Source organism: Larkinella arboricola, from assembly GCF_003259745.1.
Taxonomy (GTDB): Bacteria; Bacteroidota; Bacteroidia; order Cytophagales; family Spirosomataceae; genus Larkinella; species Larkinella arboricola.
In genome coordinates, this window is the sequence record NZ_QLMC01000004.1 from 657749 (window position 1) to 681655 (window position 23907).

21 protein-coding genes are annotated in these 23907 nt (G+C 52.9%); 13 read left to right on the top strand and 8 right to left on the bottom strand.

The genetic code is table 11. The annotated features are described in order from the left end of the window. Positions 1–130: 130 nt before the first annotated feature. From LX87_RS18355 to LX87_RS18385, 7 genes are all read left to right on the top strand, one after another. Positions 131–2929, top strand: a complete 2799-nt coding sequence (locus LX87_RS18355) for a TonB-dependent receptor (RefSeq protein WP_111629710.1) — start codon at positions 131–133, stop codon at positions 2927–2929. A 1-nt stretch (position 2930) separates the two neighbouring features. Further along, positions 2931–4157 carry an MFS transporter gene (locus LX87_RS18360; protein WP_111629711.1) on the top strand — a complete coding sequence of 409 codons (1227 nt, stop codon included), beginning with the start codon at positions 2931–2933 and terminating at the stop codon, positions 4155–4157. Positions 4158–4171: 14 nt separating this feature from the next. Continuing rightward, the gene (locus tag LX87_RS18365; protein WP_111629712.1) at positions 4172–4732 is read left to right on the top strand and encodes a carboxymuconolactone decarboxylase family protein; all 561 of its coding nucleotides are present in this window, start codon (positions 4172–4174) and stop codon (positions 4730–4732) included. Positions 4733–4824: 92 nt separating this feature from the next. Further along, positions 4825–5382: a carboxymuconolactone decarboxylase family protein gene (locus LX87_RS18370; RefSeq protein WP_111629713.1), complete on the top strand. Its 558-nt coding sequence runs from the start codon at positions 4825–4827 to the stop codon at positions 5380–5382. Between the two features lie 10 nt (positions 5383–5392). Next, positions 5393–6571: a DUF3179 domain-containing (seleno)protein gene (locus tag LX87_RS18375; RefSeq protein ID WP_229310719.1), complete on the top strand. Its 1179-nt coding sequence runs from the start codon at positions 5393–5395 to the stop codon at positions 6569–6571. Positions 6572–6842: 271 nt separating this feature from the next. After that, complete coding sequence (locus LX87_RS18380) at positions 6843–8882, top strand: alpha-1,4-glucan--maltose-1-phosphate maltosyltransferase (protein WP_111629715.1); 2040 nt, start codon at positions 6843–6845, stop codon at positions 8880–8882. 116 nt (positions 8883–8998) lie between these two features. Next, positions 8999–9829, top strand: a complete 831-nt coding sequence (locus LX87_RS18385) for a response regulator transcription factor (protein ID WP_111629716.1) — start codon at positions 8999–9001, stop codon at positions 9827–9829. 56 nt (positions 9830–9885) lie between these two features. Here the strand turns inward: LX87_RS18385 and LX87_RS18390 are convergent, their stop codons facing one another. Further along, positions 9886–10365 (bottom strand): response regulator, encoded by a 480-nt coding sequence (locus LX87_RS18390; protein ID WP_111629717.1) that lies wholly within the window; start codon positions 10363–10365, stop codon positions 9886–9888. 440 nt (positions 10366–10805) lie between these two features. Here LX87_RS18390 and LX87_RS18395 point away from each other — a divergent pair, with 440 nt between their 5' ends. From LX87_RS18395 to LX87_RS18415, 5 genes are all read left to right on the top strand, one after another. After that, positions 10806–11195, top strand: coding sequence for a hypothetical protein (locus LX87_RS18395; protein ID WP_146624502.1), 390 nt, complete (start codon positions 10806–10808; stop codon positions 11193–11195). 94 nt (positions 11196–11289) lie between these two features. Beyond that, positions 11290–11892 carry a hypothetical protein gene (locus LX87_RS18400; protein ID WP_111629719.1) on the top strand — a complete coding sequence of 201 codons (603 nt, stop codon included), beginning with the start codon at positions 11290–11292 and terminating at the stop codon, positions 11890–11892. Positions 11893–11972: 80 nt separating this feature from the next. Beyond that, entirely contained in the window at positions 11973–13646 is a 1674-nt protein-coding gene (locus tag LX87_RS18405) for a putative maltokinase (protein ID WP_111629720.1), read from the top strand. 79 nt (positions 13647–13725) lie between these two features. Next, positions 13726–15720 carry a 1,4-alpha-glucan branching protein GlgB gene (gene glgB, locus LX87_RS18410; protein ID WP_111629721.1) on the top strand — a complete coding sequence of 665 codons (1995 nt, stop codon included), beginning with the start codon at positions 13726–13728 and terminating at the stop codon, positions 15718–15720. Positions 15721–15838: 118 nt separating this feature from the next. Continuing rightward, complete coding sequence (locus LX87_RS18415) at positions 15839–16606, top strand: hypothetical protein (protein ID WP_111629722.1); 768 nt, start codon at positions 15839–15841, stop codon at positions 16604–16606. A 67-nt stretch (positions 16607–16673) separates the two neighbouring features. On the opposite strand, the gene LX87_RS18420 is transcribed toward LX87_RS18415, so the two are convergent. After that, entirely contained in the window at positions 16674–17636 is a 963-nt protein-coding gene (locus LX87_RS18420) for an alpha-E domain-containing protein (RefSeq protein ID WP_111629723.1), read from the bottom strand. Between the two features lie 252 nt (positions 17637–17888). Here LX87_RS18420 and LX87_RS18425 point away from each other — a divergent pair, with 252 nt between their 5' ends. Beyond that, entirely contained in the window at positions 17889–18551 is a 663-nt protein-coding gene (locus tag LX87_RS18425) for an NIPSNAP family protein (RefSeq protein ID WP_310587919.1), read from the top strand. 87 nt (positions 18552–18638) lie between these two features. Here LX87_RS18425 and LX87_RS18430 read toward each other — a convergent pair whose 3' ends face one another. The 6 genes from LX87_RS18430 to LX87_RS18455 all read right to left on the bottom strand — a co-directional run bounded on the left by LX87_RS18430 (position 18639) and on the right by LX87_RS18455 (position 23858). Continuing rightward, positions 18639–20045: a hypothetical protein gene (locus LX87_RS18430; RefSeq protein WP_111629725.1), complete on the bottom strand. Its 1407-nt coding sequence runs from the start codon at positions 20043–20045 to the stop codon at positions 18639–18641. 209 nt (positions 20046–20254) lie between these two features. After that, entirely contained in the window at positions 20255–21595 is a 1341-nt protein-coding gene (eat, locus tag LX87_RS18435; RefSeq protein WP_111629726.1) for an ethanolamine permease, read from the bottom strand. 109 nt (positions 21596–21704) lie between these two features. Beyond that, entirely contained in the window at positions 21705–22370 is a 666-nt protein-coding gene (locus LX87_RS18440) for a hypothetical protein (protein ID WP_111629727.1), read from the bottom strand. 9 nt (positions 22371–22379) lie between these two features. After that, complete coding sequence (locus LX87_RS18445) at positions 22380–22787, bottom strand: hypothetical protein (RefSeq protein WP_111629728.1); 408 nt, start codon at positions 22785–22787, stop codon at positions 22380–22382. Between the two features lie 7 nt (positions 22788–22794). Further along, positions 22795–23181: a DUF423 domain-containing protein gene (locus tag LX87_RS18450; RefSeq protein WP_111629729.1), complete on the bottom strand. Its 387-nt coding sequence runs from the start codon at positions 23179–23181 to the stop codon at positions 22795–22797. Between the two features lie 14 nt (positions 23182–23195). After that, positions 23196–23858: a YggS family pyridoxal phosphate-dependent enzyme gene (locus LX87_RS18455; protein WP_111629730.1), complete on the bottom strand. Its 663-nt coding sequence runs from the start codon at positions 23856–23858 to the stop codon at positions 23196–23198. Between the last annotated feature and the right edge of the window lie 49 nt (positions 23859–23907).

Consider the following 23907-nt stretch of genomic DNA (forward strand, 5'->3'; position numbering starts at 1 on the left):
ACGGCTAGTCTTTGACAGAGGTACGCCCCGCCCGTCCGGAAATCATAGTTCTGTTCTGGTTTTATGCTTGCTACTCAACGGGTTGAAATGAAAATTTGAAAAGCACCGTACCTACAAAGCACGACAAAATATGCAGTCTAAACTACTTACCCATCTATATACATTCTTATTGCTCTTTCTTCTAAGCGGGGCCGTTTATGCCCAGTCGGTTCGCCTTTTGGGCACGCTGACCGATGCCGAAACCAAAACCCCGCTGGTCGGAGCCAGTGTCGTAATCAAAGATCAACTCAGCGGAACCGTGACGGACGCAGCGGGGCAATTTTCGATTCTGACCAACCGCCGGGGGCCGTGGACGCTGGTTATTTCGATGGTGGGGTATGAAAAAGGGCAAATTCCGGTCGCCAATGCCGATCAGCCCCTTGCGGTAACCCTGAAAGCCAGCACGCAGGTGTTGCAGGACGTGGTGGTGGCGGCTTCGCGGGTGGAGGAAAACATTCTGCAAGCGCCCGTAAGCATTGAGAAAATGGATGGCCGGGCCATTCGGGAAACGCCATCCGCCAGTTTTTACGAAGGAATCAATAACCTCAAGGGCGTCGATATGGTCACCAGTGGGCTGACGTACAAGCAGATTAACACGCGCGGTTTTGCCAGCACGGGCAACAGCCGGTTTTTGCAGCTTATCGACGGTATCGACAACCAGCCGGCCGGTTTCGGATTTTCGGTGGGCAATATGTTTGGCCTGTCGGACCTGGATGCTGAAAGCGTTGAACTGGTGCCCGGAGCGGCTTCGGCGCTGTACGGACCGGCGGCATTCAACGGGGCGCTGCTGATGCATTCGAAGGACCCGTTTCAGTATCAGGGACTCAGCGCCCAGGCGAAAGTCGGGGTCAATCACCTCAACGATCCGAATACCGGTGCGGCTCTCTACCACGATTATGCGGTGCGGTATGCCAGGGCGTTTAAGAACAAACTGGCTTTCAAGCTGAACGTCTCCTATATGCGTGGGCTGGACTGGTTTGCGACAGATTATACGGATGTGGATGCCACCACGCCCAACGAGTTAAAAGGCCGCAACAACCCGGCTTACAACGGGTTGAACGTATACGGTGATGAAGTAAACCGGACGATCACCGGCATCGGTAAAGTGGCTCGCACTGGCTACGAAGAACGGGCTCTGACCGATTATAATGTCTACAGTCTGAAACTGAACGGTGCCCTGCACTACCGGATTACGCCCAATCTGGAAGCCATTTATTCGTACAACTACGCCAAAGGCATCGCCAATTACACGGGAAGCAACCGGTTTTCGGTCAACGGCTTTTCGCTGCTCCAGCACCGGATTGAACTGCGGGGCGCTAACTTTTTCGTTCGCTGGTACACCAACCAGGAAGATTCCCACGATTCCTACAACACCCGTTCGCTGGGCCAGCAGATTAACCGGACGTGGGTGCGCGATCTGAACGGCAACGCCGTTCCGGCCAATCAGGCGGACGAGATGTGGTTTACGCGTTACACCACGGCTTATGAGGGCAAGGCTCCGGGCGTAACGGCTTCCAACCACGGAGCCGCCCGCGCCTTTGCCGATCAGGGACGGTATTTGCCCGGTTCGCCGGAGTTTGAACGCGAAAAAACTCGACTGGAAGGCATTCAGGGGTTGGCCGGGGCCGGAATCATGAGCCAGACAAAAATGCACCATACCGATGCACAGTACAACTTCTCATCGGCCCTGGAAAAAGCCGGTTTATCCAAAACCGAGGTATTGGCGGGTGGCAATTTTCGGCAGTACAGCCTGTTTACCAACGGAACGTTGTTCGACGACAGGGGTGGGCGGATTCTATATTACGAATACGGCGTGTTTTTGCAGGCCAGCCAGCGGCTTTTTGCCGATAAGCTGAAGCTGACGGTTTCGGGCCGGTACGACAAAAACCAGAATTTCGCGGGCTATTTTACCCCGCGCGCGTCGTTGGTTTTCTCGCCCACGCAGGCGCATAACTTCCGGGCATCGTTCCAGACCGGTTTTCGTAATCCGACGCCCAGCGACCAGTTCATCAAACTCAACGTTGGTCCGATCACCATTCTGGGCGGTGCTCCTTCCAACAGCGCGGGCATGAACGTCTACGAAAACTCGATTAATTCACCGACGGTGGGCGGTTTTGTCAACGGGTTTCTGGCCGATATGCAGGCGGGTAAAACGCCCCAGCAGGCGGTTATGGCCAACAAAGACAAGCTGGAAAAATCGAACGTTGCCTACATCAAGCCCGAAAAAGTGCAGAGTTTCGAGGTGGGGTATCGGGGCTTGCTGAACAACCGGGTAGCCTTTGACGCCAATTACTATTTTGGTGAGTACCAGAATTTCATCCTGAACCAGGTGGTCATCCGGCCCGACAGTCCGGTGCTGGGCAGCGACGGGCAGATAAATCCCGCAGCCGCGCAGGATATTCTAAATAGCAAGTACCAGGTTTTCCAGCTTTACACCAACGCTTCTGACCGCGTAACGGCGCAGGGCGCCACGCTTGGGCTGACGTATTTCGTACCGGGCGGCTACACCATCGGCGGAAACGGTACCTGGTCGGCTTTCGACCTGAAAGGGGCGAATCCAAACAACATTCCGGCTTTCAACACACCCCGTTACAAAACCAACGTGACGGTCGGCAATCGCAACATTGGTAAAAACATCGGTTTCAATGTGGCCTGGCACTGGCAGGATTCGTTCGACTGGGTGGGCTCGTTCAACGACCTGCGACCGGGCCGGATTCAGGCCTATCACCTGCTCGATGCTCAGGTAACCTACCGGCTTCCGGCCCTCAAAACCGCCCTGAAAGTGGGAGCCAGCAACCTGACCAACCGGTACATCGTGCAGGCGTACGGTTCGCCGGCGGTGGGCGGTTTGTACTACGTATCGTTAACGTTTGATCAAAATATGCGCTGAGATGGAAACGATGCAACTCTCGACCACCCAGCCGACCACGGCCTACCGCAGCCAGGTTTTTGCGCTCTGTATGCTGGTTTATGTCTTTAGCGGAACGGTTTCGACCCTGATGTCCACGTACTTGCCGGTGGTGGTTGGCGACCTGTTGGGGCGGGCCGATCAAGCCGAACTTAGCCGGGTTAGCGCCTACGTAGGGGCCACGTTTCTGTACGGCTGGATGCTCGGCGGCATGAGCTTCGGCTACTTCGGCGACCGGCTGGGGCGGGTTCGTTCGCTGGTTGGCGCCGTCGTATTGTACGGCGGCTGTACGCTGCTGACGGTTTTTGCGCCCAACTGGATCATCGTCGTCGTACTCCAGTTTGCGGCCGGGTTCGGCATCGGGGGGGTGCTGGTCCTGACGACCGTGATCGTGGCCGAAATCTGGCCGGAGCGTAACCGGCCCGTTGCGCTGGGCATTCTGGCCGTTGCGTTTCCAATTGGCATTCTGCTGTCGGGGCTGGTCAATTACTTTCTGCCCAACTGGCGGCAGGCATTCTGGGTCGGCGGTGTTCCGCTGGCGTTGGGCGTTCTGATTGCGGCATTCGTGCAGGAACCGGATAGCTGGAAACGGGTTCGGCAACAGCCGGCTACGGCGGGCCCCGGTCTGTTTGATGCTCAATACCGGCGGTCGCTGTGGCTGGGTTCGCTGGCATTTGGGGCCATGCTGGTTGGTCTGTGGGCGATTTTTTCGTGGGTACCGACCTGGGTGCAAACCCTGGTGATCGGCAACGGGCAGAAGGAGCGGGGGCTGTCGATGGTGTTGATGGGGAGCGGGGGTGTTATTGGCGGCATCCTGTCCGGTTTCATCGTCAAAGCCGTGGGTCACCGGTGCACCATGCTGTTTGTGTTTGCGGCTTGCTTCGTCATGGCTGGCATCGTGTTTAAAACCAATACCGTATTCTCGCCGGTCGTCTACCTCGAAATGGCGGTGCTGGCCCTGCTGTTCGGCATTAGCCAGGGAACGATGTCGGCTTACCTGCCCGACTTATTTCCTACTCAATTACGGGGCCGGGCCACCGGATTCTGCTTCAACATCGGGCGGCTGGTGACGGCCACGGCGGTATTTTTCGTCGGTACGCTGGTAACGGTGCTGGGTGGTTATGGGTCCGCCATTTTTGCCTTTTCCGGGACGTTTGTAATCGGCTTTCTGGCCATCTGGAGCGGCCCACGTTCACATGACAAAAAGTAAAACAATCAAGATTTATGGCACATATACACGTTCCCGAAGGTGTTCCCGGTATTCGCAGTCTGGTTATGTACCGGCCCGATACCGGTCAGCATCTGTATGCGCTGGCGCAGGCGCTGTTGCGTAACGAATCGCCGTTGAGCGAAGCCGAACGCGAGTTGATTGCAACGTTTGTTTCCGCGTTGAACGACTGCAATTTCTGCGCCGGGAGCCACGCGGCTGCGGCCCGGTTTCTGTTTGGGCAGGATAAGGATTTGGTCGATCAGGTCATCGCCGATTACCAGACCGCGCCCATTTCCGACAAACTAAAAGCACTGCTCACCATTGCCCGACACGTACAGCAGGACGCCCGCACGGTTTCGGACGAACTGGTAGCCGAGGCTCGCAGGCAGGGCGCTACCGACCGTGACATTCACGATACGGTGTTGATTGCGGCTACGTTCTGCATGTTTAACCGCTACGTCGATGGACTGGCGACGTTGACGCCTGATCCGTCGGCCTACGAAGCGATGGGCGAACGAATGGGAACCGTCGGGTATGTCATGCCCTCTGCCCCTGTACCAATAGACAATTCATAATAGGTTAGCTGATGTATTCCCTGGCCGCCCTGCGGCCAGGGACATATGCTCCTGACTTTTAGCTCGTAAAACACGTTTAAACGCTACACTAGATGGCTCATATCCAATTACCCGAAGGACTGCCCGGTATTCGCGGGCCGATGGCGTTCAGTCCCGAAACCGCCCGACCGCTCAATGAGTTAGCCAACGCGCTGCTCCAGACCGACGACGGCCTGAGCCGGGCCGAGCGCGAGTTGATTGCCACCTACGTTTCGTCGCAAAACGATTGCTTTTTCTGCCAGACCATTCACGGTGCGGTTGCCAGCCATTACTGGGGCGACGAAAATGGCGAATTTGTCAAAGCCGTCAAGGAAAATTATGGCGTAACGGCCATTTCGCCTAAACTCAAAGCCCTGCTGGCAATTGCCGGGAGCGTGCAGAAAGGGGGAAAACACGTCACGCCCGAACAGGTTCAGGAAGCCCGGGAGCAGGGCGCTACCGACAAAGACATTCATGATACGGTGTTGATTGCGGCTGCGTTCTGTATGTTCAACCGCTACGTTGACGGTCTGGCAACCTGGGCGCCCGAAAATCCGGACCTGTATAAATTCCGGGCGACGAAAATCGCCGAATACGGCTACACCGCCGACGATCACTACATGCCGAAATAAAATGAGCAGAATGGTATTTCTCAGTATTGGAATCCTGTTGCTGGCGGCTGTAGAAGCCGCAAAAGTGTATTTTATTATGCCCATGCCGGGGAGTCAGGAAGCGGATACGATAGAGCTGGCCTACTGGATTCATCAGCATATCTGGCTGTTGCGGATTCTGGGCTGGTTATTGATTGCCTACCCAACATACCGGCTTCTGGCGGATCACCAGAACGGGAAACGCAAAATCGTCACGCTGGTCCTGCTGTTTGGGTACGGCGTGGTAGTCTACCTGTTCAATTTCCGGTTTCTGGCCGACAAAATGTTTTATCAGCCGAAGGAAACGGTCATGCTGAATCTTCAGAACAACAAAATTCCGGAGGATAAGGTGGTGCTGGGGCTCGTCGTGAACGGGCAGGCGCGGGCGTATCCGGTGCAGCTCATCGGCTATCATCATCAGGTTCGGGATACGGTGGGCGGGGAGCCGGTGATGGTGACCTACTGCACGGTTTGCCGAACCGGACGCATATTCCGGCCTCTGGTTGACCGTCAGCCGGACGAATTTCGGCTGGTCGGTATGGACCACTTCAACGCCATGTTTGAGGACAAAACCACCGGTAGCTGGTGGCGACAGGTGAGCGGGGAAGCCATCGCCGGACCGCTAAAAGGCCATCAACTGGCCAGTTTACCCGCTGAGCAGATGACCTTGCGGGCCTGGGCCGAACGGTATCCGCAGACGCTGGTACTCCAGCCGGATTCGGCGTTCAGGAAGCAATATGCCAATATGGAACCGTACGAACGCGGCAGGAGTCAGGGGGATTTAACCCGGCGCGACAGCCTGGCCTGGAAACCCAAATCGTGGGTGGTGGGCGTTGAGTACAAAAAAGCTGCGCGGGCCTATGACTGGAACCGGTTGCAGAAACAGAAAATCACGAACGATCAACTGGCCAGAACCCCGGTGGTGTTGATGATTGCCGCCGATAGCGTTTCGTTCCACGTCTGGGACCGAACGGTTGACGGTCGGTCCCTGCGATTTGTGCCGGTCACCGATGACTCATTTCTGGATACGGAAACCCGATCGGTCTGGAACCGGCAGGGCGTCTGTCTGGAAGGGCCGCTAAAAGGCAGACGGCTGGTACCGATTCCGGCATCGCAGGAATATCTGCATTCCTGGGAAACGTTTCATCCCACTTCAACACGGTATTTATGATCCGTACAGGCCATGAAAATGAGGCAGTATCATCGCCAATTTCCTGCGTCTTTACTTCTATAAAGATAAATTAATAGGTTAACAAAGCCGTAAAGGATAGGGGCTTTGCTTCTATCCTTTATTTTTTACGGGGTTGGATTTTCAAGCAGAATAAGGCAGCTAAAACACTCATTTACTAATTTCGGTTATGTTTGTGAGGACTTCATACCGGTCGGTTACCAGGCTTTCCGAAACCGGCTAACGACTAAACGTCTCAGCTTGCTATCATATCATGATCACGACTACCCGCACCAAAAAAACGAAATCGGCCGCTTCGGCTTATAAACTTGCTAACCTTCCCGCCGATGGGCAGACCCGGGTGGTTATTGAACGGGTTACGCCCGAACTAAATGGCGGTCGCTTTCCCATCAAAGCCGTGCCCGGTGACACCATTGCCGTGGAAGCCGATATTTTTCTGGATGGACACGATAAACTGGCCGCCCGACTGCTTTACAAACACACCGACGAACCAGAATGGAGCGAAGTTCCGATGGCTTTCATTGATAACGACCGTTGGGGCGCTTCGTTTACGGTGGAGAAGCAGGGCTATTATGCCTATACCATTGAAGGCTGGGCGGATCACATTGCGTCCTGGCAGCACGAAGTACACCTGAAAGTGGCGGCTGGTCAGCGCATTACCAGCGAACTCAAAGCCGGAGCGGTGTACGTCGGGGGCATGGTGGAACGGGCTGCCGGTGAGGACCGAGCGACGCTGGAGTGGCTCACCCGACTGTTAGAAGAAGCCGCCGAAGAATACAACGAAGTGCAATATAGTCAGGTGATAGAGTTTGTTCACGGTGAGCCGTTTAAAGAGCTGTTCAACCGGTATCCGGAGCGGAAGCATCCATCGCGCTACAGTCGGGAACTAAGCGTGGAGGTGGATCGGCCCAAAGCCGGTTTCAGCACCTGGTATTGCCTTTTTCCGCGTTCAGCGTCCCCGGAATTAGGACCCGACGGAATGCCCGTACACGGCACATTCCGGGATGTGGAACGGCTTTTACCGCGTCTGGAAGCGATGGGTTTTGATGTGTTGTATCTGCCGCCGATTCACCCGATTGGTCACGCCTTCCGGAAGGGGAAAAACAACAACGTGGTTGCGCAGCCGGGCGAACCCGGTGTGCCCTACGGTATAGGCTCGGAACTGGGCGGTCACACGGCCATTCACCCGGATCTTGGCACACTCGATGATTTTAAACACCTGATTGCCATTGCCCGCAACCACGGTATGGAAGTGGCGATGGACCTCGCGATTCAGGTTTCTCCCGACCATCCCTGGGCCAAAGACCACCCGGAATGGTTTAAAAAACGGCCCGACGGCACGATTCAGTACGCCGAAAACCCGCCCAAGAAATACCAGGATATCTACCCGGTTTATTTCGAAACAGACGACTGGCAGAGTCTGTGGCTCGAAATGAGGGAAACTATGCTGACCTGGGCGTCGTGGGGCGTTCGGATTATTCGGGTCGATAATCCGCATACGAAACCGTTCCAGTTCTGGGAATGGCTGATTTCGGAGGTCAAGAAGCAGTACCCCGATATGATTTTTCTGTCGGAAGCCTTTACCAAGCCGAAGGTCATGCAGCAACTGGCCAAGCGCGGTTTTGCGCAGTCGTACACCTATTTCACCTGGCGCAACAACAAGCACGAACTGGAGGAATACCTGACGGAGCTGACGCAGAGTGAGATGAAGTACTATTACCGCCCGAATTTCTGGCCGACTACGCACGACATCAACCCGTATGTTCTGCAAACGGGCCACGAACCGCAGTTTCTGATCCGGTATCTGCTGGCGGCCACCCTGTCGTCCAATTACGGTATTTACGGCCCGTCGTTCGAACTGATGGAGCACGTGCCGTTTCCGGGTAAGGAAGAATATCTTAATTCGGAGAAATACGAAATCCGCCACTGGGACTGGAACCGTACCAACAAACTGACCTACCTCATTGGGCTGGTGAACCGCATCCGGAAAGAAAATCCGGCGCTGCAAACCACCAACAACCTGACGTTCTGCCGGATTGACGACGATGCGCTGCTGGCTTATCTGAAAGTGAGCGGCAACAACCGGCTACTGATGGTGATCAATACCGATGCCTACAACCGGCGGGCCGGTATGGTGCAGGTGCCGACCTGGCTTTTGGGCATTGGCGACGATCAGGAGTATTCCGTTCATGATCTGCTGACCGGAGCGCATTATACGTGGCGGGGACAGTGGAACTACGTTGAACTTGATCCGTATCTGCTGCCGATGCATTTGCTGAAGATTGAAAGCTGAGCCATTGCCTAAGAAATCTGTAAAGTCTGCCGCAATAAGGTTATTTTAGTGGAGTGTCCGCCAACGTGCCCCGATTGGTTGTTGGCGGACACTCCGGTTCTTAACTCTAACCACTCATGATTGAAGAAGCAATTCAGTATCCGGCGTTGATTAAGTATCTGAAGGGGTTCAGTAATTACACTTGGTTGTACTACTGTGATGGCCGCAAGGTGTTGCTTTCCAAGTCGCTCTGTTATTTCGAAAAAAAGCTGCCCGGCTTCTTCCGGGTACATAAAACCGCCTTGGTGAATCCGCATTACATCACGGATTTCAAAGCTCCTCCGGGTCATAAAATGTCTGGATCCGTGCTCTTGAAAGACGACCTGACGCTGCCCGTAAGCCGTCGGCGGTGGAACCAGCTTGTGGACTCGCTACAGACTATTACGGTGCAGGCAAAAGCAACGGACGGGCTTTTAGCCGACCCGTCGTATGCTGCCATCGATTCGGCCGAGCGCCCGGCATCGTCCCGTCGAATGCGGCAGGTCTGGGTGGTGATGGCCGATGAAATGAAGGGAAGCCTCGTGCGGCAGATTATTAGCGAAAAATGGCCCCAGTGGCATCTGCAAGTGTTTGAAACCGTCACCAGGCTTCAGAACGCCCTCCAGCAGGAGCGGGAGGCTGAGATGCCAGCTATGATTATTCTGGACGGGAATCAGGACAAAAGCGTCCGGGCGCTGCAAGCGATCAAACGGAATACCCGGTTTCGGTTTATCCCTACGCTGTTGCTGGTTTCGGCCGGAAATCCGGATCTGGCGGAACAGAGTTATGCGTCGGGGGCGAACTCCGTCATTGTACTTTCGACTGATCTGACCCGGTTTATTCAGGCCGTAGAAAAAACATTTCGGTACTGGCTTTCAACGGCGGCCGCTCCGTATGGGGCCGCCCGTATGTCTACCGCGCTGGGATAAGGTATTCACTGTTCAAACGTCCGGTATGCCGGACGTTTGAACAATAAAATCTCTCTTTAATAAATGGATTGATGATTGGGCAGCGTAACGGTTTCCCACCAATAATCCTTTAAGGTCTGAAAGTAATCAACCCATTCCGTAAAGTCTGTTGGCTTCACGACATAAGAAGTAGCTCCCCGGTCATACGATTCAGTAATATCTTCGTGACAAGCCGAATTACTGAACACAACAATCGGAATTTGTCCGATCTCAGGATTAAGATTTTTGATCGATTTTAAGATCTGCCATCCGTTTTCCCGCTCCGGTAAATATAAATCCAGTAAAATAAATTGAGGAGGCCGCAAGCCTGTTTGAATACATTCATCCAGGTAGTGAATGGCCGTTTGCTCATCGCTTGCCATGACCACTTCAATGTCGGTAAAACATTTCTGAACCGCACTTTTAATCAATACCATGTGGTCAGAGTTGTCTTCAATGATCAGAATACGAGCATTTTGGTTCCGTTTAGGGCTAGTCTTGGATTTTGAAAAGTTCATCGTTTTTCTATTTACGTCTCCGCAGTAACTAGTAAAAATAAGGTTATTGAAAACCCATATGTTGTTAAATAAACTGGATATTATCGGACATCGGCAGACTGAATAGCGAATATACCTATAAAGGTCGGTTTACTGTTTAATGTTTTAGATAAATCGTCTAATCTTTTTAACTAATTTATTTATAACGAGATAGGGATTGCACGTATATGGACAGCGGCTGTGATTATTCTCCGGGATGGTGGCAGCCGCTTTTGTTTAGCTATTCATCTTTAACCGCTCGCTTCGGTAAAGCGTTCCCACCTGGATATAAAGTCGGCACAGTTTCTAACAATACCAAAACGATTGAGTTAAATAAAAAACAGTTTGGATAGTCAGACGGAAAGCAGCCGCTTTCCGGATCTGATCAAAAGTTAAGTAGCGATAATTTAATTGAGAGGAGTATGAAAACGATACGAATGACGGTAGCGGCCCTGGTAACAGTGATAGCCCTATCCCTACAGACTCAGGCCCAGACCACCTCTTCGGAAGGCAATGCGGCCAATACCGCACAGAGCAAAACCGGTACTGGAACAGCTCAGCAGCCGAATTCCGGGCAAAATCGCGCCAAAATCGAGCGCAAAGTGACGGGTTCGCGCCCTGAGGTTAACAGCGCATCGGATAAATCGGATCGCTACCGGACCGACAACATGCCCAACCGGGAAAAACGGTCGACCGTTTCGTCGGATGCTGACGGAAGAAAGAGCGTGGGTGGGGTCCGGCCAAAAGCCGACCCGAAAACGAAGAAGAAACGGGGCGAAGGCCGGTCGTTTGGAAACACCGGACCGAATTGATGCCATTTTGATTGATGAACGGATAAAACCCATTTCGGCATCCTGACCGGGATGGGTTTTTGACCCTTCTGATTAACGGTTTCCCCTTAAAGCCATGAAACTTAAAGATATTTCCGATGCCATTCAGCATGGTATTGACCTTTTAAAAGGTGATGACAAGCTGGACAAAGTTTACCGCAGCGACAATACCCTCCCGGATGAGCAATCGGCCCGGGAAGCGCTTGTTCGGGCCAAAGAACGCTTGTTTGCAGTGAATAGCTGGTCGGATATTTCGAGCATTACGGCTAATTTTTCCCTCCATGATGCGCAGGGTCAGCCGAAGCCGGAGGGCCAGCCTGCCGTGGGCGATTACATTAAAATTGTGCTGCCCGCTCCACCCCTGGAAAACTGGGTCCAGGTAACGCAGTTGTCTGAGGAAAATGACTGGGCTGAATTTGTGGTCCGGCCCTGCGCCGATCCAAACGATAAAAGCAGTGAAACCCAACATTTCTTCACCGAAGAGGCTACCAGCACGTTCCGCGTGGAGTTGGAGGGCAATACCGTCACGGCCTCCGAAATTGGACAAAACGAGCGGGCTAACAACCAGGAGCAGGCTGGCGACCGGAGCGCTATTAATACCGTCGTGGCCGGAACCGGCTGGCTCTTTTATCAATCAATCCAGTGGAAGACGCTGACGGATTATCTGGTCGGGTTATAACGCATCCGGCCAGCGTCTTATCTTAGCGGACCGAGTTTCATGCCGGTAACAGGAATTTTACCAGTAACCACACGAGTTGCATGCTTGATTTAACGACTTCAAACCTGACCAGTCGGTATAGCTGGGAAACACTGGATCAGGATCAGGATGCTTTACGGTGGCTGGAATCGACGGTTCTGCCTCCGTATCTGAGTACGTGCCGGTGGTTTGCCGGGAAAGCCCGCCAGCAGGAAGCGTTTCGGGTTGCGGTCATGCACGGTATTGGGCTCGGTGCAGATGCGGTAGCTTTTCTGGCCATCGTGGAAGTGGTGTATGCAGACGGCGAAACCGAACGCTATCTCCTGCCGCTTTCCTTTATCGAAACCGACCAGCCCGATGCATCCGAAATTCCGTCCAAAGGTATTCTGACCCCGGCGGAGTTTGATCAGAAAAGTGGTTTGCTGGTGGATGGCATTTACGACGAACGGTTCCGGCTGGCCTTGTATGCCAACCTGGCCGGGGAGAACGTGATGCCCCAGAAAGCCGGTCAGGTGCGGTTCTACCGGGGGCGGGGTCTGGCGGCTGACGATGTGGATACGACCATCATCAGTCGGGTATTGCCGGTCGATTCGAGCAACTCGGCTCTGGCTTATGGCGTGCCCCATCAGCCGGAAAAATATTTCCTGAAACTCTATCGCAAACTTTTTCAGGAAACCAATCCGGAGGTCGATCTGGTCAGCTTTTTAACCGAAGAAAGCCAGTTTTCTCACATACCGGCCTACGCCGGAAGCATTGTCTGGGAGCAGGAACATACACCGGATATAACGCTCGGGATGATGCAACTGATGGTGGAGAACCAGAAAGATAGCTGGAGCCAGACGGGCGATTACCTCAACGACTTCCTGTATGCCGTGCCGAACCGGTTGTTCACCATCCGGGAAGACGTATTCGACCGGGTTGAGCTGCTGGGAAGGCGAACGGCGCAGATGCACCTGGCTCTTTATAGCCCGAAATCAGACGATAATGCGTTTAAGCCCGAAGCCTTTACCGACGAATACCGGGCGTTTATTATCCGCCGGATTGAGGCTCTGCTCGAACGGCGGTATGCCATGCTCATCGACAATTATACGAAGCTAGACCCGCTGGCGCAGCGGCTGGCGTGGGTGTTTATGGAAGCCAAGGAAATGATCGATGAGTTTATCGAGGATTTTCGCCACCGCCCGCTCGAATCGCTCCGCACCCGGATTCACGGCGATTACCACCTGGGACAAGTGCTGGCAACCGACAACGATTTCATTATCATTGACTTTGAGGGCGAGCCCGAAAGCAGCATTACGGAGCGCAAAATCAAGCACTCTCCGCTGAAAGACGTGGCCGGGATGATTCGGTCGTATCACTACGCGGTTTCGGCCAAGCTGTTTGGCAGCACCGAGACGGAAAACATTGATCCCGATCACCTTCAGCGCGTTTCCGAACGCTGGTACAACCTGATTCGGGATACGTATATGAACGCGTACCTGGAAACAATCGGCAACCCGCATCCTCTGTATAAAAACAGCAACGAGTTTAACTTTTTGCTGCTGGTTTATTTGCTGGAAAAAGCCGTTTATGAGCTAGGTTACGAAATCAGCTACCGGCCAGCCTGGGTTAAAATTCCGCTGAAAGGAATTATGGATGTGATTCGGGAAATCCAGAAAATCCAGACCGCCGATCCAAACCGGGATTCAGAGGTTCCGCGGCTGCAAATGGGCTTGTTGGAGACGAAAAAACAGTAAGTTTGTGGGAAACGCACAAGTTGCTGGGATGCTCGCCGGTTAAAATTATCTTTCACGCGCTAATTGATATAGCTTTCTTATGGCTAAACGTACGACAAAAAACCAATCCACTTCTCCGGAAGCAACACCGGAAACGCAAGTAACTGTGCAAACTTCGGCACAGCCGGAAAACTGGTCCTACAGTCGGCTTACCGATTTTGACATCTATCTTTTCCGGGCCGGCAAACACACCCGATTATACGAAAAGCTGGGCTCGCATGTGGTGGAGGTAAACGGCGTTGTCGGTACGTATTTTGCCGTCTGGGCACCGGCCGCCCGGTATGTGTCGGTGATCGGGAATTTCAATGGCTGGAACAAAGGCAACCACCCACTAAAGGTTCGCTGGGATAGTTCGGGCATCTGGGAGGGGTTTGTTCCGCACATTGGCCGGGGTGAAATTTACAAATATGCCATTACCCACGAAAGTGGCCGCGAACTTGAAAAAGGCGATCCGTTTGCACTCTGGTGGGAAACTCCGCCCCAAACGGCTTCGATTGTCTGGGATACCTGGTACGAGTGGAAAGACGATTACTGGATGCGCAACCGGGGTAAATTCAACGCCCTCAACAAGCCCATGTCGGTGTACGAAGTGCATCTGAATTCGTGGCGCCGGGACCCATCCAACCCCGAGCGGCAGTTATCGTATGGCGAGATTGCGGATGCGCTGGTGCCCTACGTCAAAGAAATGGGCTTCACCCACATCGAATTTATGCCCGTCATGGAGCACCCGTACGATCCGTCATGGGGCTATCAGATAACCGGTTATTTTGCGCCGACCAGCCGTTTTGGCACGCCCCAGGACTTCATGAAGCTGATTGAACGGCTACACGAGGAAAATATCGGGGTGTATCTGGATTGGGTGCCTTCCCACTTTCCGGGCGATGCGCACGGCCTCTACGAATTCGACGGTTCGCACGTGTACGAACACCCTGACGTCCGGAAGGGCTATCACCCCGACTGGAAAAGCTATATTTTCAATTACGGGCGCAACGAAGTTCGGGCGTTTCTGCTCAGTAATGCCCTGTTCTGGCTGGACCGGTTTCATGCCGACGGCTTACGGGTGGATGCCGTTGCCTCCATGCTGTACCTCGATTACTCACGGAACCACGGCGAGTGGGAGCCAAACGTCTTCGGTGGGCGGGAAAATCTGGAGGTCATTTCGCTTTTTCAGGAACTCAATGAAGCGGTTTACAAAGAATTCCCGGATGCCCAGACCATCGCCGAAGAATCAACGGCTTTTCCGGGCGTGACGCGCCCTACTTATACCGGCGGGCTGGGCTTTGGTATGAAGTGGATGATGGGCTGGATGAACGACACGCTGCGGTATTTCCAGCGCGATCCGTATTACCGCCGTTGGCATCAGGACGAACTGACGTTCAGTGCGGTGTATGCTTTTTCCGAAAACTTTATGCTGCCGTTTTCCCACGACGAAGTGGTATACGGGAAGAAGTCGCTGGTGAGTAAAATGCCGGGCGACGAATGGCAACGGTTTGCCAACCTGCGGCTTTTGTATACCTATATGTTTACGCACCCCGGCACCAAGCTGTTGTTTATGGGTAGCGAGTTTGGGCAAACGTCCGAATGGAAATTTGAAGGGAGTCTGGACTGGCACCTGCTGGAGCACGCCCCCCACCAGGGGATGCAGGATTGCATGAAAGCCCTGAATAAACTTTACCGCAGTGAACCGGCGCTCTACGAATTGAGCTTTGTGCAGGAAGGCTTTGAATGGATTGATACGCTGGACCGCGAAAACGGCATCCTCATCTACGCCCGCAAAGGCACCCGTATCAAAGAGCAGGTGATTATTATTCTGAACGTGACGCCGGTCCCCCAAACCGATTACCGGGTTGGCGTACCGCTGGAAGGTACCTGGGTGGAGGTATTTAACAGCGACGATAAAGCCTTCTATGGCAGTGGGTTGCTGAATGAAAAACCGCTCGAATCAGAGCCGAAAACCTGGCATGGCCGTGCGGCTTCGGTGCAGGTTACCATTCCGCCCCTGGGAGCGGTGGTACTGAAATACCAGAACACGTAAATAACTCCGGCGCTTTTGCTGCGGCTAACCGCTATGGCAGCAAAAGCGCCTTTCCAAAACAAAATACGCGTTTTTTCAATTATCCGATTAACTTTGCATTACAAAGTTAAGTCACCTCATGAGAAAAACAGTAACACTGCTATTTACCCTCATCTCTGCTGCCGCCTTCTCACAATCACCTACTTCCAGTCGTCTCAGCAGTGGCGTTGATGTCGGAGCCGCCTTTAAAAAAGATTACCTGGTTCCATCCATCACCTATTACGAAATGCTGAATCTGGATGCCAATCAGATTTTTTCCATTGGATGGACGGTAAAAGCCGGTGCTTTCTACGGCAGTAATCTGGAATACCTGACCGCTCCCGCCAAACTAACGCGCGAAAAAACGGGATTCCAGGCGCTGGGTGCTTCGCTGGTACCGGCAAACATCGATACCATGCAGTTTGACCGGGTATCGGTTACTTCTGTCAATTTTGGATTGCGGGCTCAGGTGAAACTGGGACCCGTTGAAATAGGAGCCGGTACGGATCTGCTGGGAATAGCGTTCGGCAAAAACCGGGAAGGAAACTACAAGTCCAGCACGGGTACTTTTCAATACACCAACAAAAACAATGTAGTGGATACCGTTAGCTTTGTGAAATTTCCCCTCCAGTACGCCCAGCCCCAGCGTATCAACGCTCGTTTACTGGGTGATAACAACCGGGGAGCTTTATCCAGCGAAGTATACGTTCGATTACGAGTTATGCGTCGGATGGGTATAAAGGCTGGTTATCAGTGGATTACTACCGAAATGCGAGCTAGTAATGAGAATCTTGAAAATGACAACCGACGTTTCCGCAACCGGGCGTCGATGACCTACGTAGCGTTGACCTTTCCCTTCTTTAAATAAAAGTCGGGTTGGAGAACCGACGGTTTGATCCGGTTCTCCAACCCGTACAGCCATTTTCTCTTCTTAATTAAGCCTCTACCGGTTTCAGGCTGAAATAAACATCGTAAACGGCCTGAGCGGCTTCGTTTGTCCGGAGCTGGAACCGGTCAAGGTACTGGTGCAAACCCGTTTTAAAGAGTTCCGACGTTTCCGTGAATTCAATCTCCGACCGCAGCTTGCTCAGGGCTTTTTCCGCGTCGTTTTTAAAACCGTTGGTAATGATATTCCCCGAGATTTCGTACAGGGAAAGTTCGGCCTGCCGGATGCAGTGAGCGACCGACCGCGGAAAGAGCTTGTCCAGAATCAAAAACTCCACAATCGTCGAGGAACTGATCATTTTGTACTGCTGGCGGTACATGTTGTAGGCGCTGACTGATTTCAGCACGGCAGTCCAGATCATCAGGTCGAGCGTTGAACCCACCGCGTCGAGGTCGGGCAGGAGCGTAAAATATTTGACATCCAGAAAGCGGGACGTTTTGTCGGCCCGTTCCAGAAAACGACCCACGCGTCCGAAATGCCAGGCTTCGTTCCGCGTGACGGTGCAGTCAATCACCCCATAAAACTGCTGACAACCGTTTTTAACGTTGATCAAAAAATCCTGTAACCGGTTCAGGTTCGATTGCCCCTTGGTGGTGGTGTCCCGCACGCGCAGATACAATTCGTTGATGTTCTCCCACATTTCCTTCGAAATGCTTTCCCGAATTGTGCGGGCGTTCTCACGGGCGTTGTTGAGGCAACTGACAATCGAATTCGGGTTCCGTTTGTCAAACGTCATGAAATCAATGACATTTTCACGGGTTGGTTCCTGGTAATAGTTATAAAACAGATAGTTATCGGCAGTGGCAATCAGCAACGGTTCCCATTGCTCGTCAACGTTAGGCGGCAAATCCAGAGCCAGGTTAAAATTAACACTCATAAAACGGGAATAATTATCGGCCCGTTCGATGTAGCGGTTCATCCAATAAATAGAATTTGCAACACGGCTTAACATAAATCAAAATTATATATGGAGTATAATCACGTAAATATATAGTTTTATCTGAAAAAAGATTGAATACCGAAATTATGGTATAACGGCTAAAACTGTCGGATCTCTGGCTATTTTTGTACTTTCTCCATTAAACGCTTACCCATGAAAAAATTTTTGTTAACCTGTAGCCTTATTGTAACTGCATTGAGTTTTGCTGTCGCTAATTCAGACCCAAAGCCGGAGACAGCCGCTGAGCCAAACCGCTTCTATGAAATGCGGATTTATTACCCAACACCCGGTAATTATGAAGCCATTGTGGATCGTTTCCGGAAATACACCTGCCGCATTTTCGAAAAACACGGCATGACCAATGTAGGATATTGGTTACCAACCGACGCTTCTCAGGAAAAGATTATTTACATCCTTTCTTACCCGAGCCGCGAAGCCCGTGATGCGTCCTGGAAAGCGTTTGGCAGTGACCCTGAATGGAAGGAAGTGGTCGCCAAAACTGAAGCGAATGGCAGAATCGTTGCGAAAGTCGATCAGATTTTTATGACCGAAGCCGAAATTTCACCCAAAATCAAAGCGGTTAAAAAACCGGGTCGGGTGTTCGAACTGCGGACGTACTCAGCGGCCCCCGGCAAGCTGAACGATCTGATTGCCCGCTTTAAAAACCACACGGTCAACCTGTTTAAGAAGCACGGTATGACCAACATCGGCTATTGGCTGACGACGCAGCCGGACGAAACCGGGCAGTCGAAACTGGTGTACATTCTGTCGCACCCCAGCGAAGCCGAAGGAAAGAAACATTTCGATGAATTTCGCACAGACCCGAAATGGGTGAAAGCGAAAGCCGAGTCGGAGAAAAACGGTCCGCTGACGACGAAAGTAGAGTCGGTGTACATGAAACCGACGGATTACTCGCCGATTCAATAGCGAAAGACCAAAAAAGCGAAAGAGTGATCGCGCTGCCGGAACGTACCAGCGGAACGATCACTCTTTCGCTTTTTCTGATGAATAAAATTAATGTTCTTCGTCGCGATCAAAGCCGTTGGTGGGCTGACGGCGGGGACGTAAACCGTTGACGGGACGTTGATTGGCGTACGTTTTGTCCGACGGCATCCGATCCTGATCGGAGGAGGAACGGGCTTTGGTGGCCAGGTTGGAGACGGAGAAATAACCGTTGCGAAACTGGTTATATTCTTCTTCGCTCATCGCCTGACGAGCGGCCATTCCTTTCTCATACCCGTCATTGTACGAAGCAATCCGGCTGTCGGTACGGGCCAGTTTATGATCTTCCAGCAACTGGTCAATTTCGTTTGTAAGCTGTTGTTTGCGTTGCCGCAGTTCGTCGAGCGAGGGCAACACATCCAGTTCATGCTCCATGATGTTTTTCTGCGTCAGGTGCTTTGCTACTTCCTGCTGCGCTGCCTGATGCTGTTTATCCAGCTTTTTACGCCGACGTCGCAATCGCCACAGGCGCGGATCGGCCTGGAGCCAGCGAAACCAGAATTTCTGCAAGACCGGCAAGCCGATGCCTAAACAAACCGCCCCCGCCAGGGCAAACAGCACCCCACTCAGCACAAACGACAACAAGGCCCACGGGCTGTTGACCAACTGAAGATTCAGTTCGTCGGATTGTTGAAGCTGTTGTTCAATGCGCTGCAATACCTTCTGATCAGCCACCGGATTGGGGTTGGCCGGGTCGAGGGGCGTCGCGTTTAACTGAATATTCTTAATGCTTTTGTTGATGGCTTCCTTGAGCTTATCGGTGCGGTAGGCGTCGTACCGGAACCAGCCCAGAATCACCAGCGTAACCACCGAGAGGATCGCCAGCCCTATTTTAAACCAGCCGTAGCGTTTGGTGGCTTCGGGCGACGAATTGGAGAGATACGGTTCTTCCACCAGCCGGTCGTAAGCCGGTTTGAGCAGGATGGAAACCATCGCCAGACCCACCGCAAACATCCAGGCTTCGGTGTTGTTGCGAATATTAAGGGCATAAGCAACGATTTCGTGCGAGATAATCAGGTCACCGGCCACAAAAGAGATACCGGCGGCTACGAAGATCAGACCGGCAAACAGCGAGTATTCCGAAGCCGAGTTTTGCCGCCGTTCTTTCAGCTTCTGGCGTTCGTCCTCAACAGCTTTGATTTCAGCTTCGAGGTGCTCAACGCCTTTGCCCGCCAGCGTCGTCTGCATGATGTGATCCTGCAACCGGTCATAAGCCGAACGGCGCTGAGCGGTGGTATCCGCTAACTGCTTGTCAATCTGCCGGATTTCGTCGCGCTTGTGCTCAACGCGTTCTCTGATCCATTCGTCGTTGACCTGGCTCGACAGATACCCTTCGTAATTCTGGCGGTCGGTGCCTTCGATTCCACTGGTATATCCGTGCTCAAAATCCTGGCTGTTCCCTGGCTGTTGTTCATTCATATGCGTTCAGTTTCAGGCCGTTCGTTAACCTACCCAAATGGCCTGTTAGTTTTCAACGATTTCCATTACTTCTCCTTCGTACATTCTGAACCATATACAGCTTTCAGGGCGTTGGTTACCGTCGTTTCAATTACTTTGGTACAAAACCGGTTTAACCACGATAATATTGTTTAACAAACGGTATTTATGAATGGTTCGAACGCATCAAGTTAGCGAATGACTGAAGAACCGGCTCCCCGAACACCAATCATCCGAAAGAGGAGCAACGAAACCGCCAGCAGGGCAGCGAACAGCAAACTCAGCCCAATATTATAATAAATAATGGCAATCAGGCAAACCACGGACAAAATGAGGGCAATAGCCGGAACGTAAGGGTAGAGTGGAGCCACAAACGGGCGTTGCAGGTCGGGTTCTTTTTTACGCAGCTGGAACAGACTTACCATGCTGCTGATGTACATAATAACCGCTCCAAGGGCCGACAGGATAATGATTTCGCCGGTAGTGCCGGAAAATAAGGCCAGAAAACCGACAAGACCGCCCACAATCAGCGCCCAGTGTGGGGTTTGGAAACGACGGTTCACCTGAGCCAGAAAACCGGGCAGATACCCGCTGCGGGCGAGGGCAAAAATCTGACGGGAGTACCCAATGGTGTTGCAGTGAAAGGAGGCAATCAGACCAAACAGACCCAGACTGGCAAAGATTTTCGACCACGGACTGGTACGACCCAGCACCATCGCCAGCGTTTCGGGCAGGGGGTAATCGATTTCGCTCAGCAGCCGCCAGTCACCGGCTCCGGCGGTCAGGAGCATGGTGCCGAGGGCCAGCACCACCAGCGTTCCGATGCTGAGCAGGTAGCCGCGGGGAATGGTTTTATTCGGGTTTTTTACTTCTTCGGCTACCATCGCAACACCTTCAATGGCCAGATAAAACCAGATGGCAAACGGCAGGGCCGCAAACACCCCGCCTGCTCCGAATGATTCGTTGTGGGCCACTACGTTTTTAACTTCAAAGGCGGGCATCACCAGCAGCATGAACACCACCAGTTCCACCACCGCCAGCGCGGTAACGATCATTGAGAAATTCGCGGATTCCTTAATACCGAGAATATTGATGGTGATAAAAACGACGTAAGTGGCTACGGCCACCCCCAGCACGGGCAGCTCCGGATTGAGAAAATTGGCGTAGGCGCCCAGGGCGGCTGCAATGGCGGGCGGGGCCATCAGAAAGTCGACGAGCGTAGCAAAACCGGCAATAAAAGCCGCCGTTGACCCGAAAGCGCGGTTGGCGTAGGTGAACGGGCCACCCGCGTCGGGAATGGAAGTGGTGAGTTCGGTATAACTGAAAATAAACGCCAGATACATGACCGTGACCAGCAGCGTGGCCACCAGAAAACCGATGGTTCCGGCAACGGCCCAACCATAATTCCAGCCGAAGTATTCGCCCGAAATCACCATGCCGACGGCAATGGACCACAATTGGGCCGTCGTGATTACTTTCCGTAAACCGGGTTGACCTGCCGATTCGCCCGCGCGAATCGGTGCAGAGCCCATAGGAGACTCAACCATCATGTAAATGAAAAAAGAAGTGGGAAAAGTGCTAATAACCAACCCGATACGGCCAGGATTCGGGTTGGGTTCTAAATAAAAGTCATTCCGGGGATTAATCCAAGAAAACCTGTTTCAGCACCGCCCACAATTTGCGTTTCAGTTTCTGGTCGGCTTCAATGGCGGAGAGAGGGTCAGCCAGCAGGAAGGTGATACCAAAAATCCGGATGGGCTGGTAACGGTCCATCTGAATGTTCAGGTGAATGGTTTTGAACGGAACCCCAAAGGAAATAAAGTGGTGGAGCGTCTTGTTTTCCAGAACCGCGTGAAAATCCACCAGACCGGATCCGGCCAGGTTCAGCATATCCACGTCGTTCAGGCTCAGATTAATGGCTTTCAGGATGTTTTCCAGGAAAATCAGTTCGCCGGGCATCAGTTCCTCGTCGATCAACAGCAGCACTTTAGGTTTCTCGGCTGCGGGTTGTGGAGCGGGCGTTTCGACAACCGCAAGCGGGGCAGGAGCCACTACGGGTTCGGGTGCCGGAAAGGGCTCCGGGGCTGGCTCCGGTTCCGGCGCTAAAATGGGCTGTTGAGCTTGGGGAAGAAGGGGTTCTACGACACTTTCGGCAATGGTTTGCTCCACTACGGGCTGCTCCGCCACGGGCTCGGGCAGAACGATGGGGGCAGCCGGCTGAGACGGTTTCCGGATAATCGGTTCCGGGTCCGCCGTCTGATACAGCGTGTCCTGCCCAAAAAGATAGTGGTAAGCGTTTTTTTTCATGTTCCGTACCTACAATTTATACCACTGCACCGTCGGGAGCGGTTTCCGGCGTCCGTCAAAGGCTTTTTGCTCGGGGCCGTAATATTTTACCAGATAATCCAGGATAACCGGCTCGGATTCGCCCAGGTCCCAGAGTTTCTGGGTCCGCTGCATCCAGCGAATTTTTTCCTTCCAGCCATCGCGCGTAAACCGGTTTTGCAAAATCAGTTTGCTCGAATGACAGGCCGTACACTGAGCCGTTACCAGCGTCAGCCGCTCGTCCACGACAAGACCGGTGTTGGGGTCATGTTTCAGCGAATCGGCCACGGTTTCTGTCGGGTGCAACACCGACGAAACCGAAGGCACGGTTAACGCCGAGAGTGTCAGCCAACCCGCCAGCAATACCGTCAAACCTAAAATTGCTCTATGACTTTTCATATCCACGTTAACTTTTCAGCACACCGACCAGCAACAGCGCCCAGCCCGCCAGCATCAGCAATCCGCCGATGGGCGCAACGGCCCCGAACTTGGTGATGCCGGTAAAACAGATTGCGTAGAGCGACCCGCTGAATATAATAACGCCGAACAGATAGGCGTAGCCTGCCCAGCCGTAAAATTTTGCTGAATCCGCCGACGTTGCCGGTACTTGAAGCAGAATACCGATGGCCACGAGGGCCAGAGCATGGTAAAACTGGTATTTAACGGCGGTTTCGAACGTGTCGGCCCGGTTCGAAAGTGCAAGCGTGGCCCGCAGTGCGTGCGCTCCGAAAGCTCCTAAAGCAACGCCCAGGAAACCCAGTATGGCACCGGATTGAATGAAAAATTTATACATCGTGAACGGTTTTGTCAGTTTCGCGTCCCAAATATCGCACTTCCAACCCGTACCATCGTACTCCCTTCTTCAATTGCGATCAAATAATCGCTGCTCATGCCCATCGACAGCTCCGTAAAAGCTACATTAGGCCGTTGAATATTGCCCAGCCGGTCGTAAAGCTGCTTGAGCGACCGGAACTCCCGGCGAATCTGCGTTTCATCGTCGGTATTGGTCGCCATGCCCATCAACCCCACAATCCGGACGTTTGGCAGTTGGTCCAGTTCCGGGCCATTGAGCAGGGCTTCGGCTTCCGTTTCATCAAAACCAAACTTTGTTTCTTCCTGCGCAATATGAATCTGCAACAGGCAGTCGATGACGCGCTGGTGACGGGCGGCCTGTTTATTGATTTCCTGAAGTACTTTCAGGCTATCGACCGAGTGAATCAGGCTCACAAACGAAGCCATGTATTTTACTTTGTTGGTTTGCAGATGACCAATCAGGTGCCATTCAATGTCGGCGGGCAGAAGCGGTTGCTTCTCGGTCATCTCCTGAACCTTGTTCTCGCCGAAGCGTCGGCAACCCGCGTCGTAGGCTTCCTGAAGCAGCGCAACGGGTTTGGTTTTGGTAACGGCGATGAGCTTCGTATGAGCCGGTAACTGGTCTTCGATTGATTGGATATTGGCGGCAATTGTCATTGGAAGTGTTACTTAGTTTGGCCGTAAAGATAGTGGATGCAACCAATTC